The 25350-nt window shown below is 71.2% G+C and carries 26 protein-coding genes; 6 read left to right on the top strand and 20 right to left on the bottom strand.

Annotation, left to right across the window (positions count from 1 at the left end; all coding sequences use genetic code 11):
• Nucleotides 1-74: 74 nt before the first annotated feature.
• The gene (locus tag ABT299_RS20725; protein ID WP_500251717.1) at nucleotides 75-1994 is read right to left on the bottom strand and encodes a BTAD domain-containing putative transcriptional regulator; all 1920 of its coding nucleotides are present in this window, start codon (nucleotides 1992-1994) and stop codon (nucleotides 75-77) included.
• A gap of 1009 nt (nucleotides 1995-3003) precedes the next feature.
• Here ABT299_RS20725 and ABT299_RS20720 point away from each other — a divergent pair.
• Nucleotides 3004-4149, top strand: a complete 1146-nt coding sequence (locus ABT299_RS20720; RefSeq protein ID WP_190858269.1) for a ParB/RepB/Spo0J family partition protein — start codon at nucleotides 3004-3006, stop codon at nucleotides 4147-4149.
• Nucleotides 4150-4296: 147 nt separating this feature from the next.
• Here the strand turns inward: ABT299_RS20720 and ABT299_RS20715 are convergent, their stop codons facing one another.
• Both ABT299_RS20715 and ABT299_RS20710 read right to left on the bottom strand, forming a co-directional pair.
• Complete coding sequence (locus tag ABT299_RS20715) at nucleotides 4297-5076, bottom strand: AfsR/SARP family transcriptional regulator (RefSeq protein ID WP_387029966.1); 780 nt, start codon at nucleotides 5074-5076, stop codon at nucleotides 4297-4299.
• A gap of 419 nt (nucleotides 5077-5495) precedes the next feature.
• A complete protein-coding gene (locus ABT299_RS20710; RefSeq protein ID WP_500251716.1) occupies nucleotides 5496-6689 on the bottom strand; it encodes a glycoside hydrolase family 1 protein in 1194 nt (397 codons plus the stop codon).
• A gap of 104 nt (nucleotides 6690-6793) precedes the next feature.
• On the opposite strand from ABT299_RS20710, the gene ABT299_RS20705 reads away from it, so the two are divergent.
• Nucleotides 6794-8317: a family 20 glycosylhydrolase gene (locus tag ABT299_RS20705; RefSeq protein WP_500251715.1), complete on the top strand. Its 1524-nt coding sequence runs from the start codon at nucleotides 6794-6796 to the stop codon at nucleotides 8315-8317.
• Nucleotides 8318-8336: 19 nt separating this feature from the next.
• Nucleotides 8337-8909 carry a TetR/AcrR family transcriptional regulator gene (locus ABT299_RS20700; RefSeq protein ID WP_387029961.1) on the top strand — a complete coding sequence of 191 codons (573 nt, stop codon included), beginning with the start codon at nucleotides 8337-8339 and terminating at the stop codon, nucleotides 8907-8909.
• Nucleotides 8910-8938: 29 nt separating this feature from the next.
• Here the strand turns inward: ABT299_RS20700 and ABT299_RS20695 are convergent, their stop codons facing one another.
• From ABT299_RS20695 to ABT299_RS20670, 6 genes are all read right to left on the bottom strand, one after another.
• Nucleotides 8939-9088, bottom strand: a complete 150-nt coding sequence (locus ABT299_RS20695) for a hypothetical protein (RefSeq protein WP_500251714.1) — start codon at nucleotides 9086-9088, stop codon at nucleotides 8939-8941.
• Between the two features lie 347 nt (nucleotides 9089-9435).
• Nucleotides 9436-10143, bottom strand: coding sequence for an MBL fold metallo-hydrolase (locus ABT299_RS20690; protein WP_500251713.1), 708 nt, complete (start codon nucleotides 10141-10143; stop codon nucleotides 9436-9438).
• 113 nt (nucleotides 10144-10256) lie between these two features.
• Entirely contained in the window at nucleotides 10257-10772 is a 516-nt protein-coding gene (locus tag ABT299_RS20685; RefSeq protein ID WP_500251712.1) for a DUF3592 domain-containing protein, read from the bottom strand.
• Nucleotides 10773-10835: 63 nt separating this feature from the next.
• Nucleotides 10836-11027 (bottom strand): hypothetical protein, encoded by a 192-nt coding sequence (locus ABT299_RS20680; RefSeq protein ID WP_500251711.1) that lies wholly within the window; start codon nucleotides 11025-11027, stop codon nucleotides 10836-10838.
• 144 nt (nucleotides 11028-11171) lie between these two features.
• A complete protein-coding gene (locus ABT299_RS20675; protein WP_190858288.1) occupies nucleotides 11172-12062 on the bottom strand; it encodes an acetate uptake transporter family protein in 891 nt (296 codons plus the stop codon).
• 167 nt (nucleotides 12063-12229) lie between these two features.
• Nucleotides 12230-12976, bottom strand: coding sequence for a polysaccharide deacetylase family protein (locus tag ABT299_RS20670; protein WP_433149223.1), 747 nt, complete (start codon nucleotides 12974-12976; stop codon nucleotides 12230-12232).
• Between the two features lie 64 nt (nucleotides 12977-13040).
• Between ABT299_RS20670 and ABT299_RS20665 the strand changes: the two genes are divergently transcribed.
• On the top strand, nucleotides 13041-14132 hold the full coding sequence (locus tag ABT299_RS20665) for an MGDG synthase family glycosyltransferase (RefSeq protein ID WP_500251710.1): 1092 nt from the start codon (nucleotides 13041-13043) through the stop codon (nucleotides 14130-14132).
• Here ABT299_RS20665 and ABT299_RS20660 read toward each other — a convergent pair.
• From ABT299_RS20660 to sigJ, 3 genes are all read right to left on the bottom strand, one after another.
• Nucleotides 14086-14982, bottom strand: coding sequence for a DMT family transporter (locus tag ABT299_RS20660; protein WP_241755743.1), 897 nt, complete (start codon nucleotides 14980-14982; stop codon nucleotides 14086-14088). The genes ABT299_RS20665 and ABT299_RS20660 overlap by 47 nt on opposite strands.
• On the bottom strand, nucleotides 14982-15857 hold the full coding sequence (locus tag ABT299_RS20655; RefSeq protein WP_387029951.1) for a DMT family transporter: 876 nt from the start codon (nucleotides 15855-15857) through the stop codon (nucleotides 14982-14984). The genes ABT299_RS20660 and ABT299_RS20655 overlap by 1 nt, the downstream gene beginning before the upstream one ends.
• Before the next feature lie 275 nt (nucleotides 15858-16132).
• The gene (gene sigJ, locus ABT299_RS20650) at nucleotides 16133-17041 is read right to left on the bottom strand and encodes an RNA polymerase sigma factor SigJ (protein WP_190858298.1); all 909 of its coding nucleotides are present in this window, start codon (nucleotides 17039-17041) and stop codon (nucleotides 16133-16135) included.
• A gap of 178 nt (nucleotides 17042-17219) precedes the next feature.
• On the opposite strand from sigJ, the gene ABT299_RS20645 reads away from it, so the two are divergent.
• Nucleotides 17220-17882, top strand: a complete 663-nt coding sequence (locus ABT299_RS20645) for a hemerythrin domain-containing protein (protein WP_500251709.1) — start codon at nucleotides 17220-17222, stop codon at nucleotides 17880-17882.
• 17 nt (nucleotides 17883-17899) lie between these two features.
• Nucleotides 17900-19372: an MFS transporter gene (locus tag ABT299_RS20640; protein ID WP_500251708.1), complete on the top strand. Its 1473-nt coding sequence runs from the start codon at nucleotides 17900-17902 to the stop codon at nucleotides 19370-19372.
• Here ABT299_RS20640 and ABT299_RS20635 read toward each other — a convergent pair.
• From ABT299_RS20635 to ABT299_RS20600, 8 genes are all read right to left on the bottom strand, one after another.
• On the bottom strand, nucleotides 19365-20669 hold the full coding sequence (locus ABT299_RS20635) for an MFS transporter (RefSeq protein ID WP_190858304.1): 1305 nt from the start codon (nucleotides 20667-20669) through the stop codon (nucleotides 19365-19367). The two genes, ABT299_RS20640 and ABT299_RS20635, sit on opposite strands and share 8 nt — an antisense overlap.
• Entirely contained in the window at nucleotides 20633-21820 is a 1188-nt protein-coding gene (locus ABT299_RS20630) for a glycosyltransferase family 4 protein (RefSeq protein ID WP_500251707.1), read from the bottom strand. The genes ABT299_RS20635 and ABT299_RS20630 overlap by 37 nt, the downstream gene beginning before the upstream one ends.
• Before the next feature lie 488 nt (nucleotides 21821-22308).
• On the bottom strand, nucleotides 22309-22578 hold the full coding sequence (locus tag ABT299_RS20625; protein ID WP_500251706.1) for a hypothetical protein: 270 nt from the start codon (nucleotides 22576-22578) through the stop codon (nucleotides 22309-22311).
• 22 nt (nucleotides 22579-22600) lie between these two features.
• Entirely contained in the window at nucleotides 22601-23413 is an 813-nt protein-coding gene (locus ABT299_RS20620) for a WXG100 family type VII secretion target (RefSeq protein ID WP_500251705.1), read from the bottom strand.
• A gap of 14 nt (nucleotides 23414-23427) precedes the next feature.
• Nucleotides 23428-23739, bottom strand: a complete 312-nt coding sequence (locus ABT299_RS20615; RefSeq protein ID WP_500251704.1) for a DUF6317 family protein — start codon at nucleotides 23737-23739, stop codon at nucleotides 23428-23430.
• 1 nt (nucleotide 23740) lies between these two features.
• The gene (locus tag ABT299_RS20610) at nucleotides 23741-24199 is read right to left on the bottom strand and encodes a hypothetical protein (RefSeq protein ID WP_500251703.1); all 459 of its coding nucleotides are present in this window, start codon (nucleotides 24197-24199) and stop codon (nucleotides 23741-23743) included.
• 14 nt (nucleotides 24200-24213) lie between these two features.
• Complete coding sequence (locus ABT299_RS20605; RefSeq protein ID WP_500251702.1) at nucleotides 24214-24462, bottom strand: hypothetical protein; 249 nt, start codon at nucleotides 24460-24462, stop codon at nucleotides 24214-24216.
• A 352-nt stretch (nucleotides 24463-24814) separates the two neighbouring features.
• Nucleotides 24815-25111 carry a WXG100 family type VII secretion target gene (locus ABT299_RS20600; protein ID WP_500251701.1) on the bottom strand — a complete coding sequence of 99 codons (297 nt, stop codon included), beginning with the start codon at nucleotides 25109-25111 and terminating at the stop codon, nucleotides 24815-24817.
• Nucleotides 25112-25350: the final 239 nt, after the last annotated feature.

Below are 25350 nucleotides of genomic sequence, written 5' to 3'. Positions count from 1 at the left end.
TACCGATACAGCGCGAGGTGCGCGCCGTTCAGGAAACGGCGTCCCGTTTTGACTCGCGGAAATCGGAGCCTTTCTCAGATTCCCCGCAGGATCCGGGGCGGTTCCGTATCGAGAACTCCGACGGGATCGAAGGAGAGCCGGTTGCCGGTCGGCGTGTTCCCCGACCGGCCCGACTCCGCGCGCATCGCGGCCACCAGCGCGGGGATCGTCAACTCGGGCTTCCCTGCGATCCGCGCCGCGGCGCCGCACAGGGCGGACGGCAGGCACCCGCACAGCGTGATCAGGTCGTGGGCCGCGGACCGATCGGCCCGCATCCGTTCGCCGCCCACGATCTCGGCCAGCAGCTGGTGCGCTTCCGCCCGCGGCAGGACATCGAGCCGGATCCGGCGCGCCCCCTCCGACACCGCCAGCTCGTCGAGGCTCTTCCTGCTGGTCACCAGCACCATGCTGCCGGGTCCGTCCGGTAGCAGCGGGCGGACCTGCTCCGCCGTCCCGGCGTTGTCCAGCAGGATCAGCATGTCGCGGCCTGCCAGAAGCCGCCGGTAGAGGACGATCCGATCCCCGGTGTCCGGTGGGATCATCGAGGCCGGCACGCCGAGAGCCCGCAGGAAGCGGTGCAGGATCTCGCCGGTCCTCGGCTCGGAGGTGTCGCCCTGAAGGTCGGCGAACAGCTGCCCGGCCGGAAAGCGCCCCGCGAAGCGGTGCGCCCAGTGGACGGCGAGCGCGGTCTTGCCGACACCGGCCCGGCCGGTCAGGGTGACGAGCGGCCTGCCGTCCTCGCCGTGGTCCGGCCGGTCCAGCAGGTCGGTCAGAGCGTCCAGTTCGGCGCGCCGCCCGGTGAAATAGCTGGGATAGGCGGGTATCTGCGCGGGAGCGACCGGGGCTTGGGGCGGCGCGGCGGCCTCGTCCTCGCCGAGGTGCACCACCGGGACCTGCTGGCGCAGCACCCGCATGTGCGCCTGTTCGAGCACTTCGCTCGGAGATATCCCCAGTTCCCGGGCCAAACGGGAACGCAGCGCGGCATAGACGGAAAGTGCGGTAGCCTGCTGCCCCGAGCCGGCCAATGCGATGAGCAGATGGGCGTGAACGCGTTCGTTCAACGGATCGGCCGCGGCAAGGGCGTGCAGCCTGGGAAGCACCTGATTATGCAGACCGAGACCGCACGCGACCTCGGCGTATTGCAGATGGACATCGACCAGCCACCGTCTGAGTTGCGCGACCGCGGGCTCTTCGTGGAGCATGACGAGATCGGCGAACGGATTCCCTCGGCACAGTTCCGCCGCCCGCTCATAAATTGAATACGCCGTCCTGAGCATTCCCAGGTTCCGCGCCATATCGGCTTGCCGCACAAGGTCCTTGAAAACCTGCACGTCTATCTGCCCCGGTTCCAGGCTGAGCCGGTAGGAGCCGTTGGCGAAGATGATCGACGGAGCTCCGGTCGTGTCCTTCCCGGCACCGGGAACAAGGAGCCGGCGAAGCCTGCTGACGTGGACCTGCACCAGGTTCACCGCGGTGGGCGGCCGCTCGTATCCCCAGACCGTGTCGATGATCACGTCCCGGTGCACCGGGGTGTCCGCGTTCGCCGCCAGCATGCCGAGCACCGCCCGCCGTGCCGGCGGTCCCAGACGCAGCGGGGCGCCGTCACGCCAGACCTCCAGCGGCCCGAGCGCCGCCAGCCACAGTCCCCGCCTGTCCCGCCGCTCAGGCGAATTCCAGTCGGCGCCGGGAGCCCGTGCCTCGACCGTGGCGACCCGGCTGGAAGCCGCCTCCGCCAGGTCCGACGTCCGGTCGGAGTCCAGACCCAGGGCGCCGGCCAGCGCGGCCAGCGAGCGGCGGCGCGGGCGGGTGCGACGGCCCTGCTCCAGATCTCTGACGGCGGCGAGGCTGAGGCCTGCCAGGGATGCCAGTTCCTGCTGCGTCAGACCGGCCTCCGCCCGCAAGGCGCGGAGCACGTCCCGGAGGCCGGGACCTGGCCTGAAACCCTCTTCCCCCATGGTGTCCCTTACGCTACGCCGTCGAGGCTATTTCGGCCCTACCTCAAATCGATGTCATTTCGCATGGGTCGAAGTTCCCGTCGCAACGCGAACGCACCGCGCACCCGCCCCACATGATCCGATCGTTACGGCCATTCGGCAAGGTTGGATCGGTGACCTGCAGGAATGTAGGGATGCAGGAGACCGGGTGGAGGCTCGCGCCGGCCTGGCGGTACAAAATGCGCGGTGTCCGAGTGGTCAGCGGCTGGTGGTTCGCTGGCGCCGCGGCGGCCGATCCGGTGACGCGGCCGGTTTTGATGTGGGATTCATGTCGACCTGAATTCGCTGGACGGGGGAGTCGCCCAGGGCGGGGCTCGGTGGGGACATGCTGGTTGATCAGCGGTTTCGCGCTGCATGACCGTCTGTCAAAGTAAGTACTTACCGTTGCGACGGGCGGTGGAACGCCCTCCGCGGCCGGTACAGTGTGCGAACGCGAGCGGTGCTCGATGATCACTGTGAGTTCCCGTACCTGGAATCCGTCGCGCATATCGAACGAGGGGCTCGGGATCCCTTCGAACGACCTTTGGTCCACATGAACGGCTCGGGCCGGTGTTCAACCGCAGGGCCAGAGTCCGGATGCCGGAGTCCACTCTCGAAAATCTACGAAAAGACACTTCCCGGTCGTCACGCAACGCGGTCAAGTACTACCTCACTGCATGCGGGGCGGATATTTACACTCGGGGCACGATCTGACAAACAGGCAATGGCGGCCCCGCCGCGCGGACCGCCGAATCGCGGGCCGTTGAAGGCCGATCCCCAGGCAGAGCCCGTGCGGAGCCCGTCGCGGAGCCGGCTCGCACGCGGCCCGCGGACGAGGGAACCGGTGTCCGCGAGGACGCACGGCGGCCCGTCCGGGCCGCACGAGCCGAGGCGGCGGGTACGGCAACCCGTCCGTAAGCAGCGCGACAGCTTGCTCGTGGAGGATGACGGCCGGGTCCAGGTCCGAGCCGCGTAGCGAGCAAGGAGAAGCATGAATCAGCCAGAGGGTCAGCGGGTTCAGCTATCCATCAGATCCGAAGCCGTCAAGCCGAGTCAGGACGGCCAGCTCCCGAGAATTGGAAACGAGGTCGTCTCGGTTCCCGTCCTGTCCCTGCGCGCGGGCGACTCGCCGCGGCTCAACGGGGAGGACAAGGCGCACATCGCGCAACTCGCCGATACCGAGACACCGCTGCCGCCGATCCTGGTGGACCGGCGCACCATGCGGGTCATCGACGGCATGCACCGCCTCATGGCCGCGTCGCTCCGCGGCAAGGACATGATCGACGTCATCTTCTTCGACGGCACCGAGGCCGACGTGTTCCTGCGGGCAGTGCAGGAGAACGTCGCCCACGGGCTCCCGCTGTCCCAGGCCGACCGGCGGGCCGCGGCGGAGCGCATCATCGCCTCCCACCCGCACATGTCCGACCGGGCCATCGGGCAGGCCTCCGGCCTGGCGGCGAGGGCCGTCGCCAGCATCCGGAAACGTTCGAGTGAGCACTTACCACAGTCGAACGCGCGCGTCGGAAGGGACGGGAGGGTCCGGCCGCTGGACAGCGGGGACGCGCGGCGGCGCGCCGCGGAACTGCTGACCCAGCAGCCCGAGGCGTCGCTCCGCGAGGTGGCGCGCGCGGCCGGCATCTCACCGGCGACGGTCCTCGACGTGCGCAAGCGCCTCGCTCGCGGCGACTCGCCGGTCCCGGAAAGGCCGGCCGCGCGCAAGAGGCGGAGCGGGAGCGTGGCGGCCAGGAACGACAACGCCGCCGGCGGGGTCACCGTCGGCCGTGTCGGCGACGGCGGTGAGGTGCCTCCGGCGCCGCAGCTCGTGTCGGTGGACGCCGCCGCGGTCCGGCCGGCCGTGCCGCTCCAGCGCCTGCGCGCCGTCCTCGACGATTCGCGCGGTGTCGTCGAGAAGCTGATGCGCGATCCGTCCCTGCGCAACAACGAGCAGGGGAAGGTCGTATTGCGGATGCTGCACTCCAACGCGGCCGGATCGGAGAACCTGGCCAGCGTTGTCACGGCGGTGCCGTCGCATTGCGTGACGACGGTCGTCCTGCTCGCCCGGCAGTACGCGCAGATGTGGCAGGAACTCGCCCAGGAGCTCGATCGCAGAGCGCGGATCGTCGACGTGAACATCTAGCCGCGCGGGCGGCCTGAGAACATGGGGGGCGTCCATGGGGACGCCCAGAGACGGCGGATCTCCACGGTCGCGGCGCCTGCGGGGCGGCCGCGGCCGTGGACGGTCCTGCCGGTCCTGCGAGCCGCGGTGGGGCACCGGGCGGTTCGCTCACCTGGCGTTCCACCAGGAGGAGGTCGGCGTCAGCGTCGTGAGCATGCTCGTCGGGACCTGCTCCAATATGGCCCTGTGCAGCTCTTGCAGCTCCTGCCCCGGGTCGATGCCCAGGCCGTCGCGGAGCTGCCGGCGGATGAGCGCGTAGTGCTGGAGCGCCTCGGCCTGGCGGCCCGATGCGTAGAGCGCGAGCATCAACTGGGCGCGCAGCGCCTCATGGAGTGGATAGCCGGAGACCACTCTCTGCAGCTCGGCGATGATCTGCCGGTGGTTCCCGAGTGAGATCTCCGCGCTGAACAGCTGCTCGTAGGCGGCGATCCGCTCGTCCTCGAGAGACCTCGCCTCGTGCTTGAGGGTCTCGCCCGGCAGGCCGGCGAGGGCGTCCCCGCGCCAGACGGCCAGCGCCTGGCGCAGACCGGCGGCCAGGTCGACGAGGCCGGCCCGCCCCCGCGCGGCGACGACCAGCTCCCGGAAGCGCCACAGGTCGATGTCGGCCGGGTCGACCTGGAGCAGGTAGCTGTCCGCGCTGGTCTTGAGTTCGACGCCGGGGAGGGGCCGGAGCAGCTGGCGGAGCCGGTAGACGTAGGACTGGATCGTCGCCTGGGCGGTGACCGGGGGGCGGCCGTCCCACACGAGCCGCGTGAGCCGGTCGATCGACACGTCGTTGTTGGCGTCGAGCAGCAGCGTGGCGAGCACGGCGCGCTGCTTGGGTGCGGTGACGGGAATGCGCTGCTCCGAGAGCCTGACCTCAAGGCTTCCAAGAATGAAGAAGTACATGACATCCCTCGTCGCTGCCGGCCCGCGGCTACTAAAAAGAATCTGAATTTTCCCGGTTTTATTGTCGACATGTCTAGCATGACCGAGCAAGGCCGTCGAGTGGCGAACGGCGACCCGGTTCGCGCTGTCCAATTGGCGAGTTGATGAGTTCGGCGAGGTCACCGCCGGGTTCGAGGTGAACGGGTCCACGGTTCTTGAATGGATGGGCAAGGATCGTGTGGTCGGCCCAGCCGTTCTGTCAACGAAGTTTGCTCGTCTGTCAGGAAGGGGGCCACGCTTCGAACAAGGTCGTCGTCACACCGTGACCTGCCGGCGCGGTCGGGCGGGATGCGCGGGGCCTGAGAACGGTTCGGGGGCGGTATCGCCCCGGGCCTTGCGGCCCGGGGCGTCGCCGCGCCGGGCACCGGTGCGGCCGCGCGTCAGGCGCCGCCGGGGATCTCGCCGGCGCGGGCCAGGCCGCCGAGCCAGCGGGCGGACGGCCTCGGGGCGCGGGCGAAGGTGCGGCGGTCGACGGCGATGAGGCCGAAGGTCGGCTCGTAGGAGCCCCACTCGTAGTTGTCGAGGGCGCTCCAGTGCAGGTAGCCGCGCACGTCGGCGCCGTCGCGCATGGCGGCGGCGAGGCCGGCGAGCGCCCCGGTCGTGTAGTCGATGCGGCGGGCGTCGTCGGCGGTGGCGATGCCGTTCTCGGTGACGATGATCGGGACGGACGGGCCGACGATCCCGGCGGTGTGCCGGACGGCCTCGCCGAGCGCCTCCGGGTAGTACTCCCAGCCCATGATGGTCTTCTCCGCGCCGTCCGGCACGGGCAGGGGGCCGTCCGCGGCGACCTTCGTACGGCTGTAGGACTGCACGCCGATCCAGTCGTCGCCGCGCGCGGCCTCGATGAAGCGGTCCTCGCGCGGCCAGGCGTGGGCGCGGCAGGCGTCCTCGGCGCCGGGCTCCGCCGGCTGGTACACCTGGTTCGCGATCGTCCAGCCGATCCGGGCGCCGGGGAGCACGCGGTGCAGGACGTCGCGGGCCGCGTGGTGGGCCGCGATCAGGCCTTCGGCGACGGCCTCGTCCGGGAGGAGGCGGGTGTAGTCGGCGTCGGGGTTGCGGCGGACGGCCTGCATGAGCGCGGCCATGTTGGGTTCGTTGATGGTGACGACGTGGCGGACGAGGCCGTCCAGGATCGGCGCGACCGTCTCCACGTAGCGGGCGAAGAGGCCGGTGGCGTCCGGGGCGGCGAACCCGCCCGCCTTCGCGAACCAGAGCGGGGACGTGAAGTGGTGCAGGGTCACGACCGGTTCGAGGCCGCGTTCGCGCGCGCCCTCGGTCATCCGCCGGTAGTGGGCGAGCGCCCCGTACGAGATCTCGCCGCGCGCCGGTTCGATCCGGGCCCATTCGAGGCTGAAGCGGTAGGCGTTGAACCCGAGGCCGGCGAGCAGGTCCATGTCCTCGCGCCAGCGGTGGTAGCTGTCGGCGGCGTCGCCGCTGGGTTCGCGGACCAGCGTGCCGGACGCGTGCTCGAACGCCCACCAGTCGCTCGCGGTGTTGCCGCCCTCGACCTGGTGCGCCGCCGTCGAGGCGCCCATCAGGAAGCCGCGGGGGAGGGCGAATGCGTCTGCCGGCATGCTCGGCCTTTCGGTTCGGGGGGCGTGGAACGCGAAAACCATACATCGATCGGATTTCATGGTAGCGTCCGACCCGCCCGACGAACCCCGGCCGAGGAGGCAGCGTGATCCCAGCGCCCGTCCGCCAGCGGACGACGGAAGGCGTGTGCCGGACGGACCGCCCCTGGCGCGTCCGGGCGGACGACCCGTCCCTCGACGAGGCGGCGGGCGCCCTGGCCCCGCACCTGCGCACCGGCCCCGAGGCCGAGGCCGGAACGGTCGTCCTCACCCTGGACGACGTGCCGCTGAAGCCCGGCGCCATCGGCGTCCAGCCGTCCGCCGACGCCGACGAGTGCTACCGCCTCACCGTCGAACCCGGCCGCGTCACGTGCGCGGCCCGCACCCCGCAGGGCGCCTTCCGGGCCGGCGCCACCGCGCTGCACCTGCTGGCGGAGACACCGGAGACGGCCTGCCGCGTCATCGACGACGCGCCCAGGTACGCCTGGCGCGGCCTCATGGTCGACCCGGCCCGCCACTTCCTCACCCCGGACGAACTGCGCCGCCTCATCGACCTCGCCGCGCTCTACAAGCTGAACGTCCTGCACCTGCACCTGACCGACAACGAGGGCTGGCGGCTGCACATCGCGACCCGTCCCGCCCTCACCGCCGGGACCCCGCACTACACCGCGCGCGAGTACGCCGACCTGCAGCGGTACGCCGCCGCACGGCACGTCACCGTCGTCCCCGAGATCGACCTGCCCGGCCACAGCGCCGCCGCCCTGCGCGCCTACCCCGACCTCGGCACGCTGCCGCGCCCCTCCTGGTACCCGGCGGACGCGCCGTTCCCCGCGCCCCTCGACCCCGCCGATCCGCACACCCGCGCGTTCATCGTCGACGTGCTCGCGGAGACCGCGCGGCTCACCGACGGCGCGTTCGTCCACTTCGGCGGCGACGAGGCGCTCGGCGCGGACGAGGCGTCGTTCGCCGAGGCCGTCCGCCTCGCCCGCGAGGCCCTGCGCGTCGCGGGCAAGCGGCCCCTCGGCTGGCAGGAGTCGTCCCGCGCCGGCGTCGCGCCCGGCGACATCGCCCAGTTCTGGGTGGACGTCGCGATGATGGACCTCCCGCAGACCCAGGAGGAGCTGGACGCGCGCCCCGAACTGCTCGCCGCCGGCTGCACCCTCGCCCGCACCAAGGCCCTGACCAGGTTCTTCGCGCCGACCGACGGGGATCTCGACCGCATCGTCCGCGGCGGCGGCCGGGTCCTGCTGTCCCCGCAGTCGCACCTCTACCTCGACCGCCCCTACGACCCGGCGATCGTCCCGCCCGGCCAGGCCGAGACGGGCGCGCGGCTCGGCTTCGCCTACCGGCCCCGCGACGTCCGGTACGCCGCGTCCTGGGACCCGTCCGCCTACGGCCTCGCGCCGGACCGGGTCGCGGGCGTCGAGGCGACCCTCTTCGCCGAGGACTTCCAGGGCTTCGACGACCACACGGCCGTTCTCCTGCCGCGCCTGCCCGGCGTCGCCGAGGCGGCCTGGTCGCCGTCGCCGCCGTCGTGGGACGAGTACCGGGAACGCCTCGCGCGCCAGTCCGTGCTGTGGCGGGAGCGCGGCCTGACCGCCCTCCGCTCGACCGAGATCGACTGGCACTGACCTCGGTAAGGTGAGGACCATGGCGAAACGCGGCCCCTACCGCAAGGGCGAGGCGAAGCGGGCCGAGATCCTCAAGGCCGCGCTGGAGATCTTCGCCGACGAGGGCTACCGGGGCACGTCACTGCGCAAGGTCGCCGCCCGCTGCGACCTCAGCCTCCCCGGGATCATGCACTACTTCGAGTCCAAGGAGGACCTGCTCACCCAGGTCCTGCGCGTCCGCGACGAGACCGAGCGGGCCCGGCACCCCGAGTTCGACCTCGTCGAGGACACCCTCGACGTCATGCGGCAGGGCATGCGCACCCCCGGCCTCGTCGAGCTGTTCGTCTCCATGGCCGCGTCCGCCGGCGACCCCGACCACCCCGCGCACGAGTTCTTCCCCCGCCGCTACGAGGTCCTCCGCAAGGCCGCCGTCGAGCACCTCCAGAAGGCCATGGACGAGGGGACGATCCGCACCGACGTCCCCGCCGAGCGCCTCGCCGTCCTGCTCCTCGCCGTGGCCGACGGCATCCAGCTGCAATGGCTCGCGGACCGCTCCGTCGACATGCAGCAGCCCCTCGCCGACGTCCTGAACCTGCTCCGCACGACCGGTTGACCCTTCTGGTCGCCGGCCGGGGCCGGGGGTCAGAAGGCGCGGCGGACCTCGTTGAGGTCGTCGTGGTGCTCGTCGAACCGGCGCCGCGCCGCGTCGCCGATCGCGCCGACCTTCTCCAGGACCGCCTCGGTGTCCACCTTCGCCGGCAGCCCGGTCGCGGCCATTAGCTCGGTCACCATCTACTGCACGCGGTCCCGCGCGCCGTCCTGCGCCGCGCCGATCGCCTCGATCAGCGACTCGGCGAGGGTCTCGCTGTCCATCCGCAGCGCCCGCGGGTTCGGGGGGAGTCGCCGACTTGGCTCCGTGCCTGCCGCTCCTCCGGCCGCCTACGCGGGCGACGGCGTTTCCGCTGGCGCGGTCGGTCGGGCATTGTTGCCGGTAGGCGGTGTGGCGACGTCATGTTCGGCGCGCGCACCAGTCGCCCGTGCCCGCGCCGACGGAGGAGGCGTTCCACTTGTTCCGCACGCCGTCCGGGCGTCCGTCGGCGCGGGTAGGCGGCAGCCCGGTCTGCGTGCCCGGCGGGCGGTCAGCCGTTTCGGACGGCTTCGGCGACCTCGGCCGGCGAGGTCTGCCAGGGGGTGCCGTGGCCGGGCAGCACCCAGGACGCCTCCAGCCCCGCGAGCCGGTCGAGGGAGGCGAGCGCCTCGTCCGGGTCGTCGGTGAACGGCGCGGGCTGCGGGCCGGTGTGGCCGGTGAGGACGTGCCGGGTGGTCAGGGCGTCGCCGACGAAGACGGCGTCGGCGGCCGGGACGTGCACGCCCACGCTGCCGGGGGAGTGGCCCGGCATCCCGATGATCGCCGGGGCGCCGGGCAGGTCCAGGGCGTCGCCGTCGCCGATCTCGGTGACCTCGGAGACGTAGCGGGTGCGCAGGCCGTTCTTGCTGATCGAGTACCCGAGGAACCCGAGCGTCGGGCCGACGCGCATCTTGCCGAAGGGGGTCTTGGGCTTCTCGCCGGTCCGGGCGCGGGCGGCGTCGGCGGCGTGCACGTACACGGGGACGCCGTGCTCGCTGCGCAGCCGCTCGGCGAAGCCGATGTGGTCGGAGTCGCCGTGCGTCAGGATGAGGCCCCGGATGTCGTCGGCGGACTTGCCCAGGGTGCGGAGTTCGCGCTGGAGGTCGCGCCAGTGGCCGGGCAGGCCCGCGTCGATGAGCGTGATGCCCTCGGGGGTGTCGACCAGGTAGGAGGCGACGATGTCGTTGCCGAGGCGGTACAGGTTCGGTGCGAGGCGCATGGGATCTTCCGGGTTCTGGGATGCGGAGCGATACCGGTTAATCTAATTGGCCATCTGGCTACTGTCAATAGCTTTTGCGGGCGGAGCTCCGCGGGCTGCCAGGTCACGAGGTGTCAGGCGTGCCCGCGACGGCGTGCGCGGTGGACTTCGAGACCGAGCCTGACGAGGAGCAGCGGCATGAGGACCACCAGGGCGGCGCCCATGGCGATCAGGAGGACGCCGAGGGTCCGGAGCTCGCCGGCGGAGTGGGTGGTGAAGCTCTCCGGATGCTCCGGGTCGTAGTGGACGGCGATGGTGTCGCCGACGTCGGCGTCGCCGGTCTCCCAGAACGAGCGGACCGTGCCGTCGGGCGCGGTGAAGCGGACCTCGATCCGCCTGATCCGGCTGCCGCCCTGCGGCCCGGACGTCTCCTGCTTCGCCGCGAGGACGGTCCCGCCGATCGTCGTGCCCCGGCCGGAGGCGCCGGACGTGTCGCCGAGCCTTCCGATGCCGCTGGCGGCCATCCCGGCGCCGACGGCGGTGAGGAGAAGGGCGAAGGCCGCGCAGAAAGCGAGGACCACCGTCCGTCCGGCGATCCCCGCCCGGCCGACGACGCGCGCGCCGAGCGGCACGCGATCATCGGCTTCCACGCCTCCAGTGAATCACCGTGCCCACCGCGGGGCCAGGCCGGCGATGCCCGGAGGGGGCCGGGTTCAGATGTAGGCGTGCTGGGTGCGGACGTGCTCGCGGAGGGCGTGCAGCTCCAGCAGGGCCTCATGGCAGTGGTCGCAGACCCAGACCCCGCTCGGCACGGTGATCTTCCGCTTTGCCGCGTCGTCGCGCGCGCACGCCAGCTGGTAGGCATGGACGACCCGTCGCCACGTCCTCCGAAACGCCGATCGCATCCCGCTCCCTCCAAGCGCCGATGGAACGACGCCCAGAATAGGCGAGCGTAAACGTAAAACTTCCGTGAGCTGGGTAAAGTCTCTGAGCATGCCCGTGCCCCGACCCCTTGGGTCGGGGACGGGGCGCGGCACGGAGTGCCGGGATCACTGACCGATCTTGACGCCCGGCTCGCCGTAGCGGTACTCCAGCGGACGGCTGGCGCGGCGTCCCGGAATGTTCTGGCCTCCCCGGAACGCGAAGAGCGGCAGGATCGTCCGTCCGAAGCTGTTCTCGAGCATCAGCGCGGCCGCCGTGTAGACGGCTATCGCCGCGGCGATGACGAACAGCCAGCCTCCGACGCGGAGGGGCCAGGTGGAGCCGGCCCAGAATCCGGCGGCGGTGAAGCCCGCCCCTGCGGCGAGGGGCCACAGGACCGCGGACATGGCGAGGTTCTTGCCCATCGCGGCCAGCGCGCAGCATCCGGTGATCACGCAGAGCGCGATGAACCAGAAGGCGAAGCCCTGGTTGACCGCTCCGATCCGTGGTGCCAGTGCCAGTGGATAGGCGCCCACGGCGACGAGCAGGAACAGCAGGCCCCAGCCGATCCAGAACGCGCCCCACATGCCGTGTACGGCGGTGGCGAGGCCGTCCCGGGCCCGGTAGGACCACATGCCCGCGAGGAACTGTGCCAGCCCCCCGAAGGTGAGCACGAACGGGAAGAGCACGAGCGGCGTGAGCGCCGTGCCGTACCAGTTCGCCTGCCATGCGCCGACCACCATGAACGCGCCGGCGAGCCCGAAGAGGCCCAGGATCGACGGCGCCGCGATCGGCGTCAGGGAGACCCGCGTGCGGTCCTCCCAGAGAGCGAACTGCTCGCGTTCCATCGCACCTTCCCTCGGTGCGGCGGAAGCGGCCGGCACGCCCCGGCCCGCGGGCATGTCGTGCGCGGGCATGTCGTGCTCGTGGCCGGGCATGTCGCGCCCGGGGCCCGTCATCGGCGTGCCCTCGCCGGGAGCCGGCGAGTCCCTTCCAGTGGACCTTCTGCGATCCCTCATGACATCTCCTCCCCCATAGGAGAATCTCCCTCAACGACTTGTAACCGGCATTCAGGGGGCGAAACGCACAAAACGGGCAAAGGTGACGGCGGGCGGTTCCGTTCACATACCTGCGGCGCCCAGGGGCAGAAGATTCCGTGTGACAGGGGTGCCAGGGGACGCGGACATCAGACCGGGATCCCGTGATCGCGCAGAGGGCCCACGGTGAGCCCCGCGTCCCGGCACACCGCCACCACGTTCGGCAGCGCCCCCAGCGACGACTTCCACGCCCCCGGCGCGGACGTGACGTCGCTGTCGTGCAGCAGCAGCGTCGCCCCGCCCGCGATGCCGGGCGAGAGCGTCGCCAGCACCGACTCGGGCGTCGCGGACGCCGTCCAGTCCCGCCCCCACGCCGACCACAGGATCGGCCGCAGCCCGTTGCGGCGCGCCGCCAGCAGCGCCTCGGCGCTCAGCGCCCCGTACGGCGGCCGGTACCAGCGGGGCCGCACGCCGCACACCGCCTCGATGGTCCGGACCGTCCCGGCGATCTCCGCCGACACCCGCCCCGGCCGCGTGACCAGGGCGTTGTCGTGGTTCCAGCCGTGCACGCCGAGCTCGTGCCCCTCGGCCGCGATGCGCCGCCCGACGTCCGGGTGGCGGCGCAGCATCGAGCCGAGCACGAAGAACGTCGCGCGGCAGCCGAGCCGGGCCAGCTCGTCGAGGAACAGCGGGGTGGACGCGCCGTCCGGGCCGTCGTCCAGCGTCAGCGCGACATGGTCCGGGAAGCCGCGGCCGGCGATCCGGGGCGTCCAGCGGCGGACCGGCGCCAGCCAGGTCGCCGCGGGCAGGGCGTGCGCCGTCAGCACCGCGGCGAGCCCGGCGACGGGCCCGGCGACCGCGGCGGGGACGTGGCGTGCCCGGAAATCTGTGTGCACATGACCATCTTGCACAGGGGGGTCCCATCTAATGGGCAAGCGACTCTTAATTCTCACAGCGGGCATGGGGGCGGGTCACGACGCGGTCGCCGGCGAGCTCGAACGGCGGCTCGCCCCGCACGGGGTCGAGGTGTCCGTGGTGGACGTGCTGGACCTCGTGCCGCTACGGCTCGGACACGCCCTGCGCCGCGCCTACGCGGGGGCGATCCGGTCCGCGCCGTGGCTCTACGCCGCGATCTACCGGGCGTTCTTCGTCTCCCGGCGGCCCGGGCCGCTGCGCCCGCCGCCGCCCTCGCCGCTGACGGCGCTCATCGCCGCGCGGCTCCAGCGGCGCGTCCGGGAACTGCCGCCGGACGCGGTCGTGTCGACCTTCCACGTCGCCGCGCAGGCCGCCGGGCGGCTGCGCCGGGCCGGGGGACTGGACGCGCCGTCCCTGGTGCTGGTCACCGACTTCGCCGTCCACCGGATGTGGCTGCATCCCGGCAACGACCGGTACCTGTGCCCGGACAAGGCGGCGGCGCGGGCGGTGACGGCCGCGACAGGACGTCCCGCGACCATGTGCGCGCCGCTCGTGCCGCCCGAGTTCCGCCGCCCCGGTGTCCGCAACGGCCGCGACGTCCGCGACGTCCCCGAGGGCCGCGAGCGGCTGCGCAAGCTGTCCGGGGCGGGCCCGGACGAGCCGGTCGTGCTGATCTCGGCGGGCGCGTGGGGCGTCGGGCGGGTGGTGGAGGCGGCCGGCGTGCTGTCGGCGTCCGGACGGTACCGGCCGGTCGTGCTGTGCGGCCGCAACGGGCACCTGCGCCGCCGCATCCTCGGCACCGGGCTGGCCCCCGCCCTCGGCTGGCGCGACGACGTCGCGGAGCTGATGGCGGGCGCGTACGCGCTGGTCGACAACGCCGCCGGGATGACGTGCCGGGAGGCGTTCGCCTGCGGGCTGCCGGTGATCTCCTACCGGCCCATCCCGGGCCACGGGCGGGACGGGGCGCTGGCCATGGCGCGCGGCGGCCTCAGCGTCTACGCGCACTCGCCCGCCGAGCTGGTCGAGGCGCTGGACCGGCTGGAGGACGGCGCGCTGCGCCGCACCCGCGCCGCGCGGGTCGACGCGCTGTTCAGCGCCGAGTCCGCGGAGCGCACCGTGTGTGCGGCGCTCGGCTGACGGTGTGCTGCTCGTGCAGCACCGGGGAGCGGGCGATCCCGATGCTGCCGACCAGGATCAGCGCGATCCCGGCGAGCTCCAGCGCGACCCAGCCGCCGGTGCGGATGTGCTCGTCGAACAGGAACACGCCCAGGCAGATGCTCGCGACCGGGTCGGTCACCGTGAGCGCGGGCTGCACCACCACCAGGGTGCCGCTGGCCAGCGCCATCTGCAGCAGGACCAGGCTGGCGACGCCCGTCGCCACCATCGCGTACAGCTCCCAGGACGTGAAGGCGGCGCCGAGCCCCGAGTCGGTGATCGTCTGCGTGGCCGTCTTCATGTAGGCGGCGGTGAGCGCGAACCCCAGCGACGTCGTCACGCCCAGCAGGACGGCGCGCAGCGGGCCGCTGACGATCCAGGCGGCCATGATCAGCCCGGCGGCGAGGCCCGCCGTCACGCCGGTGGCGATCGCCCAGCCGAGGGGGCCGGGACGGCCCGGCCCCTCCGACGGCGAGGCGGCGGTGAGCAGCGCCGCGAGCCCGGCGGTCAGCGCGCCGACCGCCGCCCACGGCACGTTGCGGAAGGCTCCGGGCACCAGCCAGCCGAGCAGCAGCATCGTGAACGGCAGCTCCGCCGCCAGCAGCGGCTGGACCAGCGCCAGCCCGGCCCGGTCCAGCGCGGCGGCCTGGAGCAGGAACGCGGCGATGAGCGCGGCGATCCCGCCGAGCCACTCCGGCCGGCGCAGCAGGTCGAGGATCAGCGACGGCCGGAACGTGTGCTCGTCCGGCGCGCCCTTGGCGACCTGCCGCTGGAGCACGGAGGCCAGGGCGTTGGCGCCGGCGGCGAGGACCGCGAACAGCACCGAGAGCATCAGCACCCCACCCCGTTCCTCCGCGCGTCCGCCCGGTCGCCCGGCTTGCCGAGGTAGGGCGACCGGCCGAGGACGACGATCCCGGCGACCATGGCGGCGAGCCCGACCGCCTCCAGCGCCAGGCTGCCCACCGACACCCGGAGCCGCTCGTCGAAGATCACGATGCTGAGCGCGATGCCGGTCAGCGGCTCGGCCGCCGTCGTCGCGGGCAGCGAGATCCGCAGCGGCGCCGCGTCGAAGGCGCTCTGCGAGAACAGCAGCGCGGTCGCCCCGATCAGCACCAGGCTGTAGGGCTGCCAGTCGCGGGCCGCCTGCCAGATCCCGTGGTCGAACAGCAGCAGGACGCTGCGGGTCAGCGCGTCCTGCAGGCCGTACAGCAGCCCGGCCGCGCAGGCCAGGGTGATCGCGCGGACCCGCAGGTCGCGGTGCTGGCCGGCGATCGTCAGCAGGCCGACCAGGCCGAGCACCACCGCGCCGGCGAGCCAGCGCGGGGACAGGGTGCTCGGCTCGGCGCCGCCGTGCGGCTCCCCGATCGTCAGGAACAGCGCGACGCCGGCGGTGAACAGGATCGCGCCCTGCCACTCGGCGCGGCCGAGCCGCTCCCGGTAGATCAGGTGCGCGGCGACCAGCGCGAAGATCAGGTTGCTCGCCAGTAGCGGCTCGACCTCGGCGATGTCGGCCAGGTTCAGCGCCACCGCGAACAGCACCTGCCCGACGATCATCGTGCCGATGCCGGCCAGCCAGAGCCGGCTGCGCAGCAGGTGCAGCAGCAGCCGCGGGTGCAGCATCTCCTCCAGCGGCTCCCGGTAGGCGGCATGCTGCTGGGCGACGAAGCCGAGTCCGGTGAACGCGGCCGCCACCACGGCGAAGATCATCCCGAGAAGGCTCATAACGGTCGGGCGATCCGCGCCCGGCGCCTCCGGGCCGCGAAAGATCGCGATGACCCCCTACCCACGCTGGCCTGCCCGAATCGGCCCCCGGAGCCGCTCCCGGAGCCGGTCCCGGAGCAGCTCGGGGGCTGCCTGCGGGCTGCGCGCGGGGCTGTTCGGGGGCTGCGCGTGGGGCTGCTCGGGGGCCGTCCGGGCGAGGGGGCGGGGCCGGAAAAGGGGGACGGTCCGCCGCCGCGGCCCCCGGCGGCGGACCGCGTCTCTCAGCGGTGCTCGTCGATATGGGCGAGCTTGTCCGGATTGGTGACCGCGTAGATGCCGCGGATCCGGTCGCCGTCCGGGTCGAGGTCGAGGACCATCACCCCGAACGGCGCGTCGTCGTCGTCGAACAGCACCGCGGACGGGTCGCCGTTGACGGTGCGGTACCGGATCTCCAGCGGCCACCGCTCCCGCCCGGTCCCGCCCGTGATCGTCCGGGCGACACGGTCGGCGCCCTGGATCGGGCGCAGCGCCGCCGGCCGCGCCTTGCCGCCCCCGTCGGTCCACAGCGTCACGTCCGGCGCCAGCAGCCGCATCAGGTCCTCGATGTCGCCGCCCAGCGCCGCCCGCAGGAACCGCTCGGTCACCTGCCGCTGCACCTTCGGGTCGGCCTGGTAGCGGGGACGGCGCGCGTGCACGTGCTCGCGGGCCCGGTGCGCCAGCTGCCGGACGGCCGACGGGCTGCGGTCCAGGATCCCCGCGATCTCCGTGTGCGGGTACCCGAACACCTCGTGCAGCACGAAGACGGCCCGCTCCAGCGGCGTCAGCGTCTCCAGCACGACCAGCAGCGCCATCGACACCGCCTCGGTCCGCTCCGCCGAGTCCTCCGTGCCCGCGTCGCTGACCAGCGGCTCGGGCAGCCACGGCCCCACGTACGTCTCGCGGCGGCGGCTGATCAGCGCCTGCCGGGCCAGGGCGGTGTTCACCGCGATCCGCACCAGGTACGCCCGCGGGTTCCCGATCTCCTCCGCGGCGCCGTCGCCGTGCCTGGCCGCCCACGCCAGCCACGCGTCCTGCAGCACGTCCTCGGTGTCCGCGACGCTCCCGAGCATGTTGTAGACGACCGAGAACAGCAGCTCCCGGTGATCGGCGAACACCCGCGTCGCGGTGTCCTCGGCGGTGCCATCGGGCATGGGTCGACCTCCTGTGCGCTCACCCCCTAGAGGGGCCGCACCCCCGAAAGTGTGACATCAACGCCCGGATTGTGACGTGGACCTCATCCCCGCCGTCCGGTGTCACATTCGCCGCCCCGCCGCCCCTCTTTGCTGGCGAGACCGGGCCAATCCCGGCAAGACACTAGGGGGCCAACCCATGAGCCGCACCACGCGACCGAGCACGCGGACGCGATCCGGCCCGAGCGACCGGATCGACGTCTCGTTCATGTACGCCGTCCACGACGCCTTCCAGCGCGACCTCGACCGGCTCATCGCCATGGCCGAGGCCGGGGACGTCCCCGACCCCGCGCTCCGCGCCGGCTGGGACCGCTTCAGCACCTTCCTGCACGTCCACCACACCGCCGAGGACACGCACCTGTGGCCCGTCCTGAAGGACCGGGTCGCCGACACCGCCGTCCTCGAACAGATGGAGGCCGAGCACAACGCCCTCGACGGGCTGCTGGAAGGCGTCGACACGGCGATCAAGACGTCCTCGCCCGCCGAGCTGCTCGCCGCGCGCGCGGCGGAACTCGCGCAGGGCCTCACCGCGCACTGCGACCACGAGGAGGAGCTCGCGCTCCCGCTCGTCCAGAAGCTGATGACCAAGAAGGAATGGGACGCGTTCGGCGCCGAGCAGCGCAGCAAGCTCGGCATGAGCGGCGCCGCGAGCTTCTTCCCCTGGCTGCTCGACGGCGCCGAGGACGAGACGCGCCGCAAGGTCCTCGGCATCGTCCCGCCGCCCGTCCGGCTGCTCTACCGGGCCGTCTGGCGGCCCCGCTACGAACGCGCGCCCCGCTGGCAGACGCCGGCGAGCGCCTGAGACCTGGAGACATGACCATGGCGACAACGGACGCCCGCCCGTCCTTTCTCGCGACCGGACGCGGCAAGATCACCCTGACGCTGCTGTGCGCGATCGCGTTCCTGGACTTCATCGACGCCTCGATCGTCAACGTGGCGCTGCCCGCGATGCGCAAGGACCTGGACTTCTCCGTCCAGGACCTGCAGTGGGTGCCGTCCGGATACCTGCTCACCTACGGCGGGTTCATGCTGCTCGGCGGGCGCCTCGCCGACCTGCTCGGCCGCCGCCGCATCGTCGTCGCGGGGACCGTCCTGTTCTCGCTGTCGTCGGTGACCGGCGGCCTCGCGCAGACGTCCGGGATGCTGGTCGGCGCCCGGTTCGCGCAGGGCATCGGCGCGGCGCTGATGCTGCCCGGCACCCTGTCGATCCTCACCACGACGTTCAAGGAGGGCGGCGACCGCGGCAAGGCGCTCGGCGTGTGGGGCGGCGTCGCCGGCGGCGCGTCCGCCGCGGGCGTGCTGCTCGGCGGGCTGCTCACCGACGGCCCCGGCTGGCGCTGGGTGATGCTGGTGAACGTGCCCGTCTGCGTGATCGTCATCGCGGGGCTGTTCCTGCTGGTCGAGGGCGACCGGCGCAGCGCGCGGCTCGCCGACTTCGACTTCCTCGGCGCCGTCCTCGTCACCGCCGGGATGCTGCTGCTCGTCTACACGATCGTCAAGGCGCCGGACGTCGGCTGGGGCGCGGCCCGCACCGTCGGCGGCCTCGCCAGCGCCGCCGTGATCCTGCTGGCGTTCCTCTTCAACGAGCAGCGCGGCCGCAACCCGCTGCTGCCCCTGTCGATCTTCCGGATCCGCGGGCTCGGCGCCGCCGACGTCGCGATGCTGGTGGCCGTCGCCGGGATCGGCTCGATGTTCTTCTTCCTCAGCCTCTACATGGAGAACGTCCTCGGCTACTCGCCGATGAAGACCGGCTCCGCCTACCTGCCGCTGTGCTTCGGCGTCGGCATCGCCGCCGGGATCTCCTCGCAGCTGCTGGCCCGGATCGGCACCCGTCCCGTGATGGTCGCCGGGCTGCTGCTCGCGGGCGGCGGCGTCTACTGGCTGTCCCGCATCCCGGTGGACGGCGCGTACCTCACCGACCTGCTGCCCGGCCTCATGGTCGCCTCCCTCGGACTCGGCCTGGCGTTCGTGTCCATCACCACGGCCGCCAACGCCAACGTCGCCCCGGACCGGGCGGGCATCGCCGCCGCGCTGCTCAACGCCTCGCAGCAGCTCGGCGGCGCGCTCGGCCTCGCGATCTTCTCCGCGCTGGCCACCGCCCGCACCGACGACCTGGTCGCCGACCGCAGGCCGATGCCGGACGCGCTCACCGGCGGGTTCTCCCGCGCCCTGCTCGCCTGCAGCATCTTCCTCGCCGCCGCCGCGGTCGTCGCGCTGCGGGCCGCCAACACCCGCGGCGAGGCGGAGCAGCCGCTGGAGGACGCGCCGTCCGACCCCGTCCCGGTCAGGTAGCGGCCGGCTCCCGCGCCTTCGGGGCGCGGATCAGGAAGGTGCCGGCCAGCACCACCAGGCCGGACAGCATCAGCACGAACTGGGCCGGGACCATGCCCAGCGGGCGCCCGCCGGCCTCCTTCAGGAGGTCGGCGGCGCCGCCCGCCAGCAGCGCCGCCAGCGCCAGCCCGAACCGCAGCACCGCGTGGAACGCGGTCAGCGCCAGGTTCCGGTCCACCCCGCCCAGGCTCTCCTGCAGGTACGTGATCCCGCCGACCAGCGCGCTCGTCGCCGCCGCGCCGAACAGCACCGCCCCGGCGAACGACCACGGCTTGGACGCCAGCCCGCCCATCGACGCGATCACCACCCCCTGCACCGCCGTCGCCACCCGGACCTGCGTCAGCAGGCTCCCCGCCTTGCGGTGCAGGAGCAGCAGCCCCACCACCGCCCCCACCCCGAAGCACACCACCAGCGCCCCGAACCCGATCTGCCCCGCGTTGATCACGCCCTTCACGAACACCACGCCCAGCGAGAACAGCGCCCCCAGCCCCAGCGCCACCACCGCGATCCCCGGCAGCACGGCCCGCACCACCCGCAGCCTCAGCGCGTTGACGAAGCCGTGCTTCTCGCCCGCCTCCCGCTCGTCCCGCTCCATCGCCGCCTTCTCGCCCGGCCCCGGCCCGAGGTCCGGGATCCCGCGCACCGCCAGCCACGACGCCAGATATGTCAGCGCGTCCAGCCAGAACACCAGCACGTACCGCCAGTGGCCGCCCCACCCGGCCTGCTCCGATATCCACAGGATCAGCCCGAACATCCCCGCGCCGAACGGGATCATCCCGTACGACGTGGCCATCGTGATCCCGTTCGCCAGCTCCAGCGTCCCGGTGTCGTGGTCGTCCTTCCCCTCCTCCCGGCCCTCCCCGATCAGGAACGGGATCGCCGCGTCCCGCGCCGGCAGGAACATCAGCCCCACGACCTCGATCATGAAGGCCCAGAAGTACACCCACCACAGTCCCGGCACCACCGGCAGCGCCGCAGCCATCCCCACCCTGACCAGGTCGGACGTCAGCATCACGCTGCGCCGGCGCCAGCGCGTCACCACCCGCGCCGCCACCGGGGCGCCCAGCGCCGACGGCAGCAGCCGCAGCACCAGCACCCCGCCGACCGCCGTCGTCGACCCGCTCAGCTCCAGCACGAAGTACATGAGCGCGAGCGTGCCCATCCAGTCGCCGAGCGCCGACACCGTCTGGCCGACGATCAGCCGCCGGAAGTCCCGCCGGGTCAGCTGCTCCTTGAACGCCATACGGTTCCCGTCCACGGGGTCCGGCTCCGGGGGTCGTCGCCGACGGGACGATCACGGATCGGGCCGTCGTCCAGCAGCGCCGCGAGCCGGGCCGCGGCGGCGTCCCAGCTCCATCTTCCGCACACCCACTCCCGCCCGGCCGCGCCCATCGCGGCGGCGCGTCCAGGCTCCGCCAGCAGCCGATGCAGCACGAGCGCCAGCTCGTCCGGGCCCTCCGCGTCGACCAGCACACCCGTCCACCCGTCCACCAGGGCCTCCGGACTGCCGCCCGATCGTCCCACCACGACCGGCACGCCCGCCGCGGACGCCTCCAGGACCGACAGCCCGAGCCCCTCCGTCTGCAGCCCACACCTGGCGTCCCGGCACGGCAGCGCGAACACGTCGGCGGCCGCGTAGTAGGACGGCAGGTCCGCCGGCGACACCGTGCCGGCCAGCGTGACCGTCCCGGCCGCCCGCCGCGCCGCCTCGGCGAGCCGCGCCCGCATCGGCCCGTCGCCGACGATCACCAGCCGCGCGTCCGGCCTTCTGCGAACCACGTCCCGCCACGCGCGCAGCAGCACGTCATGCCCCTTCCTCCGCACCAGCCGCGCCACGCTCAACACCACCGGCCCTTTCCCCAGCCCGTGCCGCCGCCGGACCCGCTCCCCGTCCAGCCCCGGCCGGAACCGTCCCGTGTCCACCGCGCCCGCCATCTGCACCAGCCGCGTCCGGTCACCGACCACCTTCGCGAGCGCGGGCAGCGTCCCCGGGCTGAGATACGTGACCGCGTCGAACGACCGCGCCGCCGCCCGCAGCGCCGCCCGCGTCGGCGGCGCCCGGAACCACCCCAGCTCCTGCCCGTGCGTCGACCCGATCAACCGCCCCACCCCCGCGGCCCGCACGAGCGGCGCGTAGAGCCCGAACGGCGCCACCGCCGTGATCCACACCGCGTCGACCCCATACGTCTCGACGAGCCGCCGCAGCCCCCGGACCAGCAGGTACCCCCGCCGCCGCACGACCGGAAAGCCCACCCCCGCGTCGAAGCCCGCCGCCCCCGCCCGCGCCGGCGCGACCACCACCACCCGATCGGCGGGCAGCCGCCGCACCAGCTCCCAGGTGAACGTCTGAACCCCACCCGACTCCGGCGGAAAGTGCCCGCTGAGGACCAGAGTCCGCGGTATCTCCATGCCCACCCGATTTCCCGGCCAGCCGCCCCCCAACCGAAGCCCACTCCACCAACCCGAAGCCCGGGGCGGGGCCCCACCCAGCCCCTCCACCTACCGCGATTACCCCACTGCCCACGAACCGCCACAAACCCACCCAGCCACCCCGCAGCCAGCCCCCACCGATCCACCCCCACCGCGACCACCACCCCGCCCCACCACCGAGCCCGCCCCTCCCCACACCCTCACCAGCGGGTGGACGATCACAGACGGGGATCCGGTTGCTCGCTGCTGTCGTGGTCACGTCAGACCTTGCGGCATATCACCGGTGGGAGCTTGTAACGTCAGGTGCGGAAAGACCTACTGGGTAGGTTGTGAAGTCGGCTTCACCTGATGCCACCTTGATGGGCTTAGGCGAGTTCGTTGAGCGCTTCGCCTCACCCGGTGTCGCGTCCTTCTTCGTTTTCTTCGTCGCCCACAGTCGGTTCTCATACTCGTCGTGAGCACTGAAATTATCGTCCGTTGCTCTTTGTGAAAATGACAAGGAGCCTTGCCAGAGCGATCAGTGATACCGCAAGCAACGGTATGAAGACCAGTGCTTTGAGGGTGTAGTTGGTGGATGTCCCGGCGACGACCATCCATGTGCCCGTCGAAACTCCCATTACGCTGATGGGGCGCCACTCCGATTGCGCTCCATTGGGCTTCTGTGTGCTGAAAACGAACGAACCGATCCCGAGAACAAGAAGGATCAGGCCGCCGGCGAACACCAGAATATCATGCACGATTCTTCTACCCCTCCGGACTTCAGAAAAAATGATCGAAAGCGCCGTAGATCCCGCCGGCGAGGCCACCGAGCGCTCCCCCGGCGCTCGCTCCTCCGATCGCACCAGCGGGTATGCTCGCCGCTGCGGTGGGTCCCCCGATAAGGCCTAGGGCACCAACTCCAGCGCCAATGACTCCACCAACGACGCCGCCGACTGTAGCTCCCTTACCGCCATCGTCCATCATGTCCTGTACCAGAGAGTTTCCCTTCTTGTGAGGCAGTTGGTCGCTGAGATCCTCTCGTATCTTGGCCAAGCCCTTCTTGAGGTCACCCCGAGTTTGCGGGGAGAGATCGGGGTCGTTGGTGAGCGCCTTGAGCGCGCTCTCCAATGACCAGCCGCCGTCCTTGCCTGAATAAAGAGCGACCAGTTGCTTGGCCGCCGCTTTCTCTGCTTGCTCGGCCTGGTGGATATGTGCGCTGAACTCCTTGTCTATGTCAACAGGATCGCCGTGTTCGTATGCCGTGCATTTGCGATCGTACGAGTCCGAGATCCAGGCTATTTTTACAGCCAGGTCATCAAGGACTTGGCCAACGGCGGTTTCGAACTTCGCCAGATTTCCTGCTTCCGTTGCGGTTCGTTCCCAGGCTGTGGTGAACGCCTTCGCGGTTGTTCCTTCCCATCGAGCATCTCGAGCTATTCTTTTGACGGTACGATCGATATGGTTCACCACCTCATCGCCGCGTGGCCTGTAGCTGTAAAGAGTGCCGGCGAGCTCTGATAGGCCGGTGAAATCGATGCCCAGGCCCCCTGTCGCGCTCGTTGGCAAAGGTGCTGGTTTCTTGGGTGAAGCCATGCGCCCTCTCCTCTCTATTTGATGCTGTTGGGGTCTTTGAGTGCGTTCGCCATTGCCGCCCGGGCCAGTTGGGTGCTTTTGAATTCGTGATGTACATACGCGTCGTGGGCACGTTTTAGTTTGACTGAGTGCGCTTGGATAGCCTCGGTCATCGCATGATGGCCTTGGCCGATGGCCGAGAGTATCGAGGTAAGCGCGTCTGTGAGTTCGGGTGTGGATACGAAGGGCACTCGGCCCACTCCTTTGGCGGTTATTTCACCGAACCGGCCCGCCTCCTGGTGAAAAGTCTTCGATGCGCTGATCAGGTCTTCGAAGAAGACGCTCATTTCACTCATCGCTGTTCGCCGCCTTCTTGAGCAGTTCGGAGTATCTTGAAACATCCTCGTCGTTCCATCGCCAGTCGCTCCTATCGATCTCCGGGTCTATCTCGATGTAATGAACCTCGATGAGTTCCAGAAGTCGAGCGAAAGTAATCTCTAGCCTGGTCTGAATATCTCCAAGTTGGTCAACGAGTTTATCGCTGGTCGAGAAAACCGGAAGATATGGCGGCCCCGACTCTCGCTGGCGAAATTCATATGCCATGACGACGTTCCCATCCTGAATGATCGGCCTAATGGGAACAAATATCGTGGGTTCTGGTGCATCTGAGCGCTCTTTGCTTGAGGAATCCTTATTCGGCTGCGATCCGTCGGCTGTGGCACCCTCTCTTGTGTTGCGGCCAGCCTGCGCGTATGGAGTGGAGGCGTTCAGTACATCTTTCAGGTTGCGCCCCTGTGTAAATCTCACCTGTAAACCTCTCGTCAATTGATGATCCCCAATTCGGAACCGTAATCCCGGATCTGGTTCACACGCTTGGTGTGCTGTCCCAGTCGTCGCTCCAGGTCTTGAAGAGCGTCATGCAGCTTGGTGTAGACATGCTGAAGCCATTCGAGATCGGCCGGTTTGGTACTCGCGAAGAAGGACTTGATGGTCAGGTAGTCGTACTGAGCACGATCACCTCGGCCGAAGGCGCCAGGCCGGATGCCGCGCTCAAAGGTATGCAGTGTCAATCCCGGTACCTCCCTCCGATCGACTCTCATCGCCTTCGACTACCACGGGGTGACGTTCTTAGGTGTCGCTGTGCGAGCGGCCGCCCCGGCCTCTCCCTCAGCCTTGCCATCGGGGCGGCGCCTGAGGCGTGGGGGCTGGGGGAGCGGCGGGTGTTCCAGGGCCCGCGGGAGGAGAGCCGTGGGGGAAGAGAAGTTGGCTGAGGGCGGGCGGAGGGTCTTGGGAGTCATCGGTGGTGGTCCTTATCAGTCCCGGCGGAGCCGGGAGGTATTAGGTGGCGCCAGCGGGCGACGGCGTCGTCGGCTGGCGGGGCGGGAGCGGCCGTGGTCCTCGCCGACGGCGAGGCAGGAAAGGTCAGGCGCTCCACATGGTGGTGTTCTGGCGTTCGGCGCCGAGGTGGATGTCGTGGGATTCGCCGATGACCTTGCTCATGCCGGAGACGGCGGTGGCCATGCGCTGGGCGGCGAGTTTCCATTCGCGGGATTTCTGCTCGTAGGCGTGGCGGGCGTCGCCGTCCCACTCGGCCAGGTGGGCGCGGACCTGGCTGTCCAGGGTGTCCAGGACGGCCTGGTAGCTCTTGAGCGCGCTGGTGAAGTTGGCCTGGGCGTTCTGCATGCCGCCGAAGTTGACGTAGGTGTAGTCGGTGCTCATCGTGGGGCCTCCCGGGCCGTGCCGTGGTGCGGTGCCGTGGTGCGGTGCCTTGGTGCGGTGCCGTGGTGCGGTGCCGTGGTGCGGTGCCGTGGTGCCGTGCGGTGGGTTGGTGCGGGATGGTGCGAGTTGGTGCCGGGGGTTGGGGTCAGCCGTTGACCAGGCCCTTGAGGGTGTTGACGCGGGCGGTCTTGTTCTGTTCGGCGGTCTCGTACTTGGCCTTGGTGTGCACGAGCTTTTCG

Origin of the sequence: Spirillospora sp. NPDC000708 (assembly GCF_040299565.1) — a bacterium.
Classification (GTDB): domain Bacteria; phylum Actinomycetota; class Actinomycetes; order Streptosporangiales; family Streptosporangiaceae; genus Spirillospora.
The sequence above is the reverse complement of the archived record's forward strand: the minus strand, read 5'-3'. Positions and strand labels throughout refer to the sequence as shown.

Excerpts from the sequence above, each read along its gene's own strand:
- ABT299_RS20725 (WP_500251717.1), bottom strand. The coding sequence starts at position 1,994 with ATGGGGGAAGAGGGTTTCAGGCCAGGTCCCGGCCTCCGGGACGTGCTC.
- ABT299_RS20720 (WP_190858269.1), top strand. The coding sequence starts at position 3,004 with ATGAATCAGCCAGAGGGTCAGCGGGTTCAGCTATCCATCAGATCCGAA.
- ABT299_RS20715 (WP_387029966.1), bottom strand. The coding sequence starts at position 5,076 with ATGTACTTCTTCATTCTTGGAAGCCTTGAGGTCAGGCTCTCGGAGCAG.
- ABT299_RS20710 (WP_500251716.1), bottom strand. The coding sequence starts at position 6,689 with ATGCCGGCAGACGCATTCGCCCTCCCCCGCGGCTTCCTGATGGGCGCC.
- ABT299_RS20700 (WP_387029961.1), top strand. The coding sequence starts at position 8,337 with ATGGCGAAACGCGGCCCCTACCGCAAGGGCGAGGCGAAGCGGGCCGAG.
- ABT299_RS20695 (WP_500251714.1), bottom strand. The coding sequence starts at position 9,088 with ATGGTGACCGAGCTAATGGCCGCGACCGGGCTGCCGGCGAAGGTGGAC.
- ABT299_RS20690 (WP_500251713.1), bottom strand. The coding sequence starts at position 10,143 with ATGCGCCTCGCACCGAACCTGTACCGCCTCGGCAACGACATCGTCGCC.
- ABT299_RS20680 (WP_500251711.1), bottom strand. The coding sequence starts at position 11,027 with ATGCGATCGGCGTTTCGGAGGACGTGGCGACGGGTCGTCCATGCCTAC.
- ABT299_RS20675 (WP_190858288.1), bottom strand. The coding sequence starts at position 12,062 with ATGAGGGATCGCAGAAGGTCCACTGGAAGGGACTCGCCGGCTCCCGGC.
- ABT299_RS20665 (WP_500251710.1), top strand. The coding sequence starts at position 13,041 with ATGGGGGCGGGTCACGACGCGGTCGCCGGCGAGCTCGAACGGCGGCTC.
- ABT299_RS20660 (WP_241755743.1), bottom strand. The coding sequence starts at position 14,982 with ATGCTCTCGGTGCTGTTCGCGGTCCTCGCCGCCGGCGCCAACGCCCTG.
- ABT299_RS20655 (WP_387029951.1), bottom strand. The coding sequence starts at position 15,857 with ATGATCTTCGCCGTGGTGGCGGCCGCGTTCACCGGACTCGGCTTCGTC.
- sigJ (WP_190858298.1), bottom strand. The coding sequence starts at position 17,041 with ATGCCCGATGGCACCGCCGAGGACACCGCGACGCGGGTGTTCGCCGAT.
- ABT299_RS20645 (WP_500251709.1), top strand. The coding sequence starts at position 17,220 with ATGAGCCGCACCACGCGACCGAGCACGCGGACGCGATCCGGCCCGAGC.
- ABT299_RS20640 (WP_500251708.1), top strand. The coding sequence starts at position 17,900 with ATGGCGACAACGGACGCCCGCCCGTCCTTTCTCGCGACCGGACGCGGC.
- ABT299_RS20630 (WP_500251707.1), bottom strand. The coding sequence starts at position 21,820 with ATGGAGATACCGCGGACTCTGGTCCTCAGCGGGCACTTTCCGCCGGAG.
- ABT299_RS20620 (WP_500251705.1), bottom strand. The coding sequence starts at position 23,413 with ATGGCTTCACCCAAGAAACCAGCACCTTTGCCAACGAGCGCGACAGGG.
- ABT299_RS20615 (WP_500251704.1), bottom strand. The coding sequence starts at position 23,739 with ATGAGCGTCTTCTTCGAAGACCTGATCAGCGCATCGAAGACTTTTCAC.
- ABT299_RS20600 (WP_500251701.1), bottom strand. The coding sequence starts at position 25,111 with ATGAGCACCGACTACACCTACGTCAACTTCGGCGGCATGCAGAACGCC.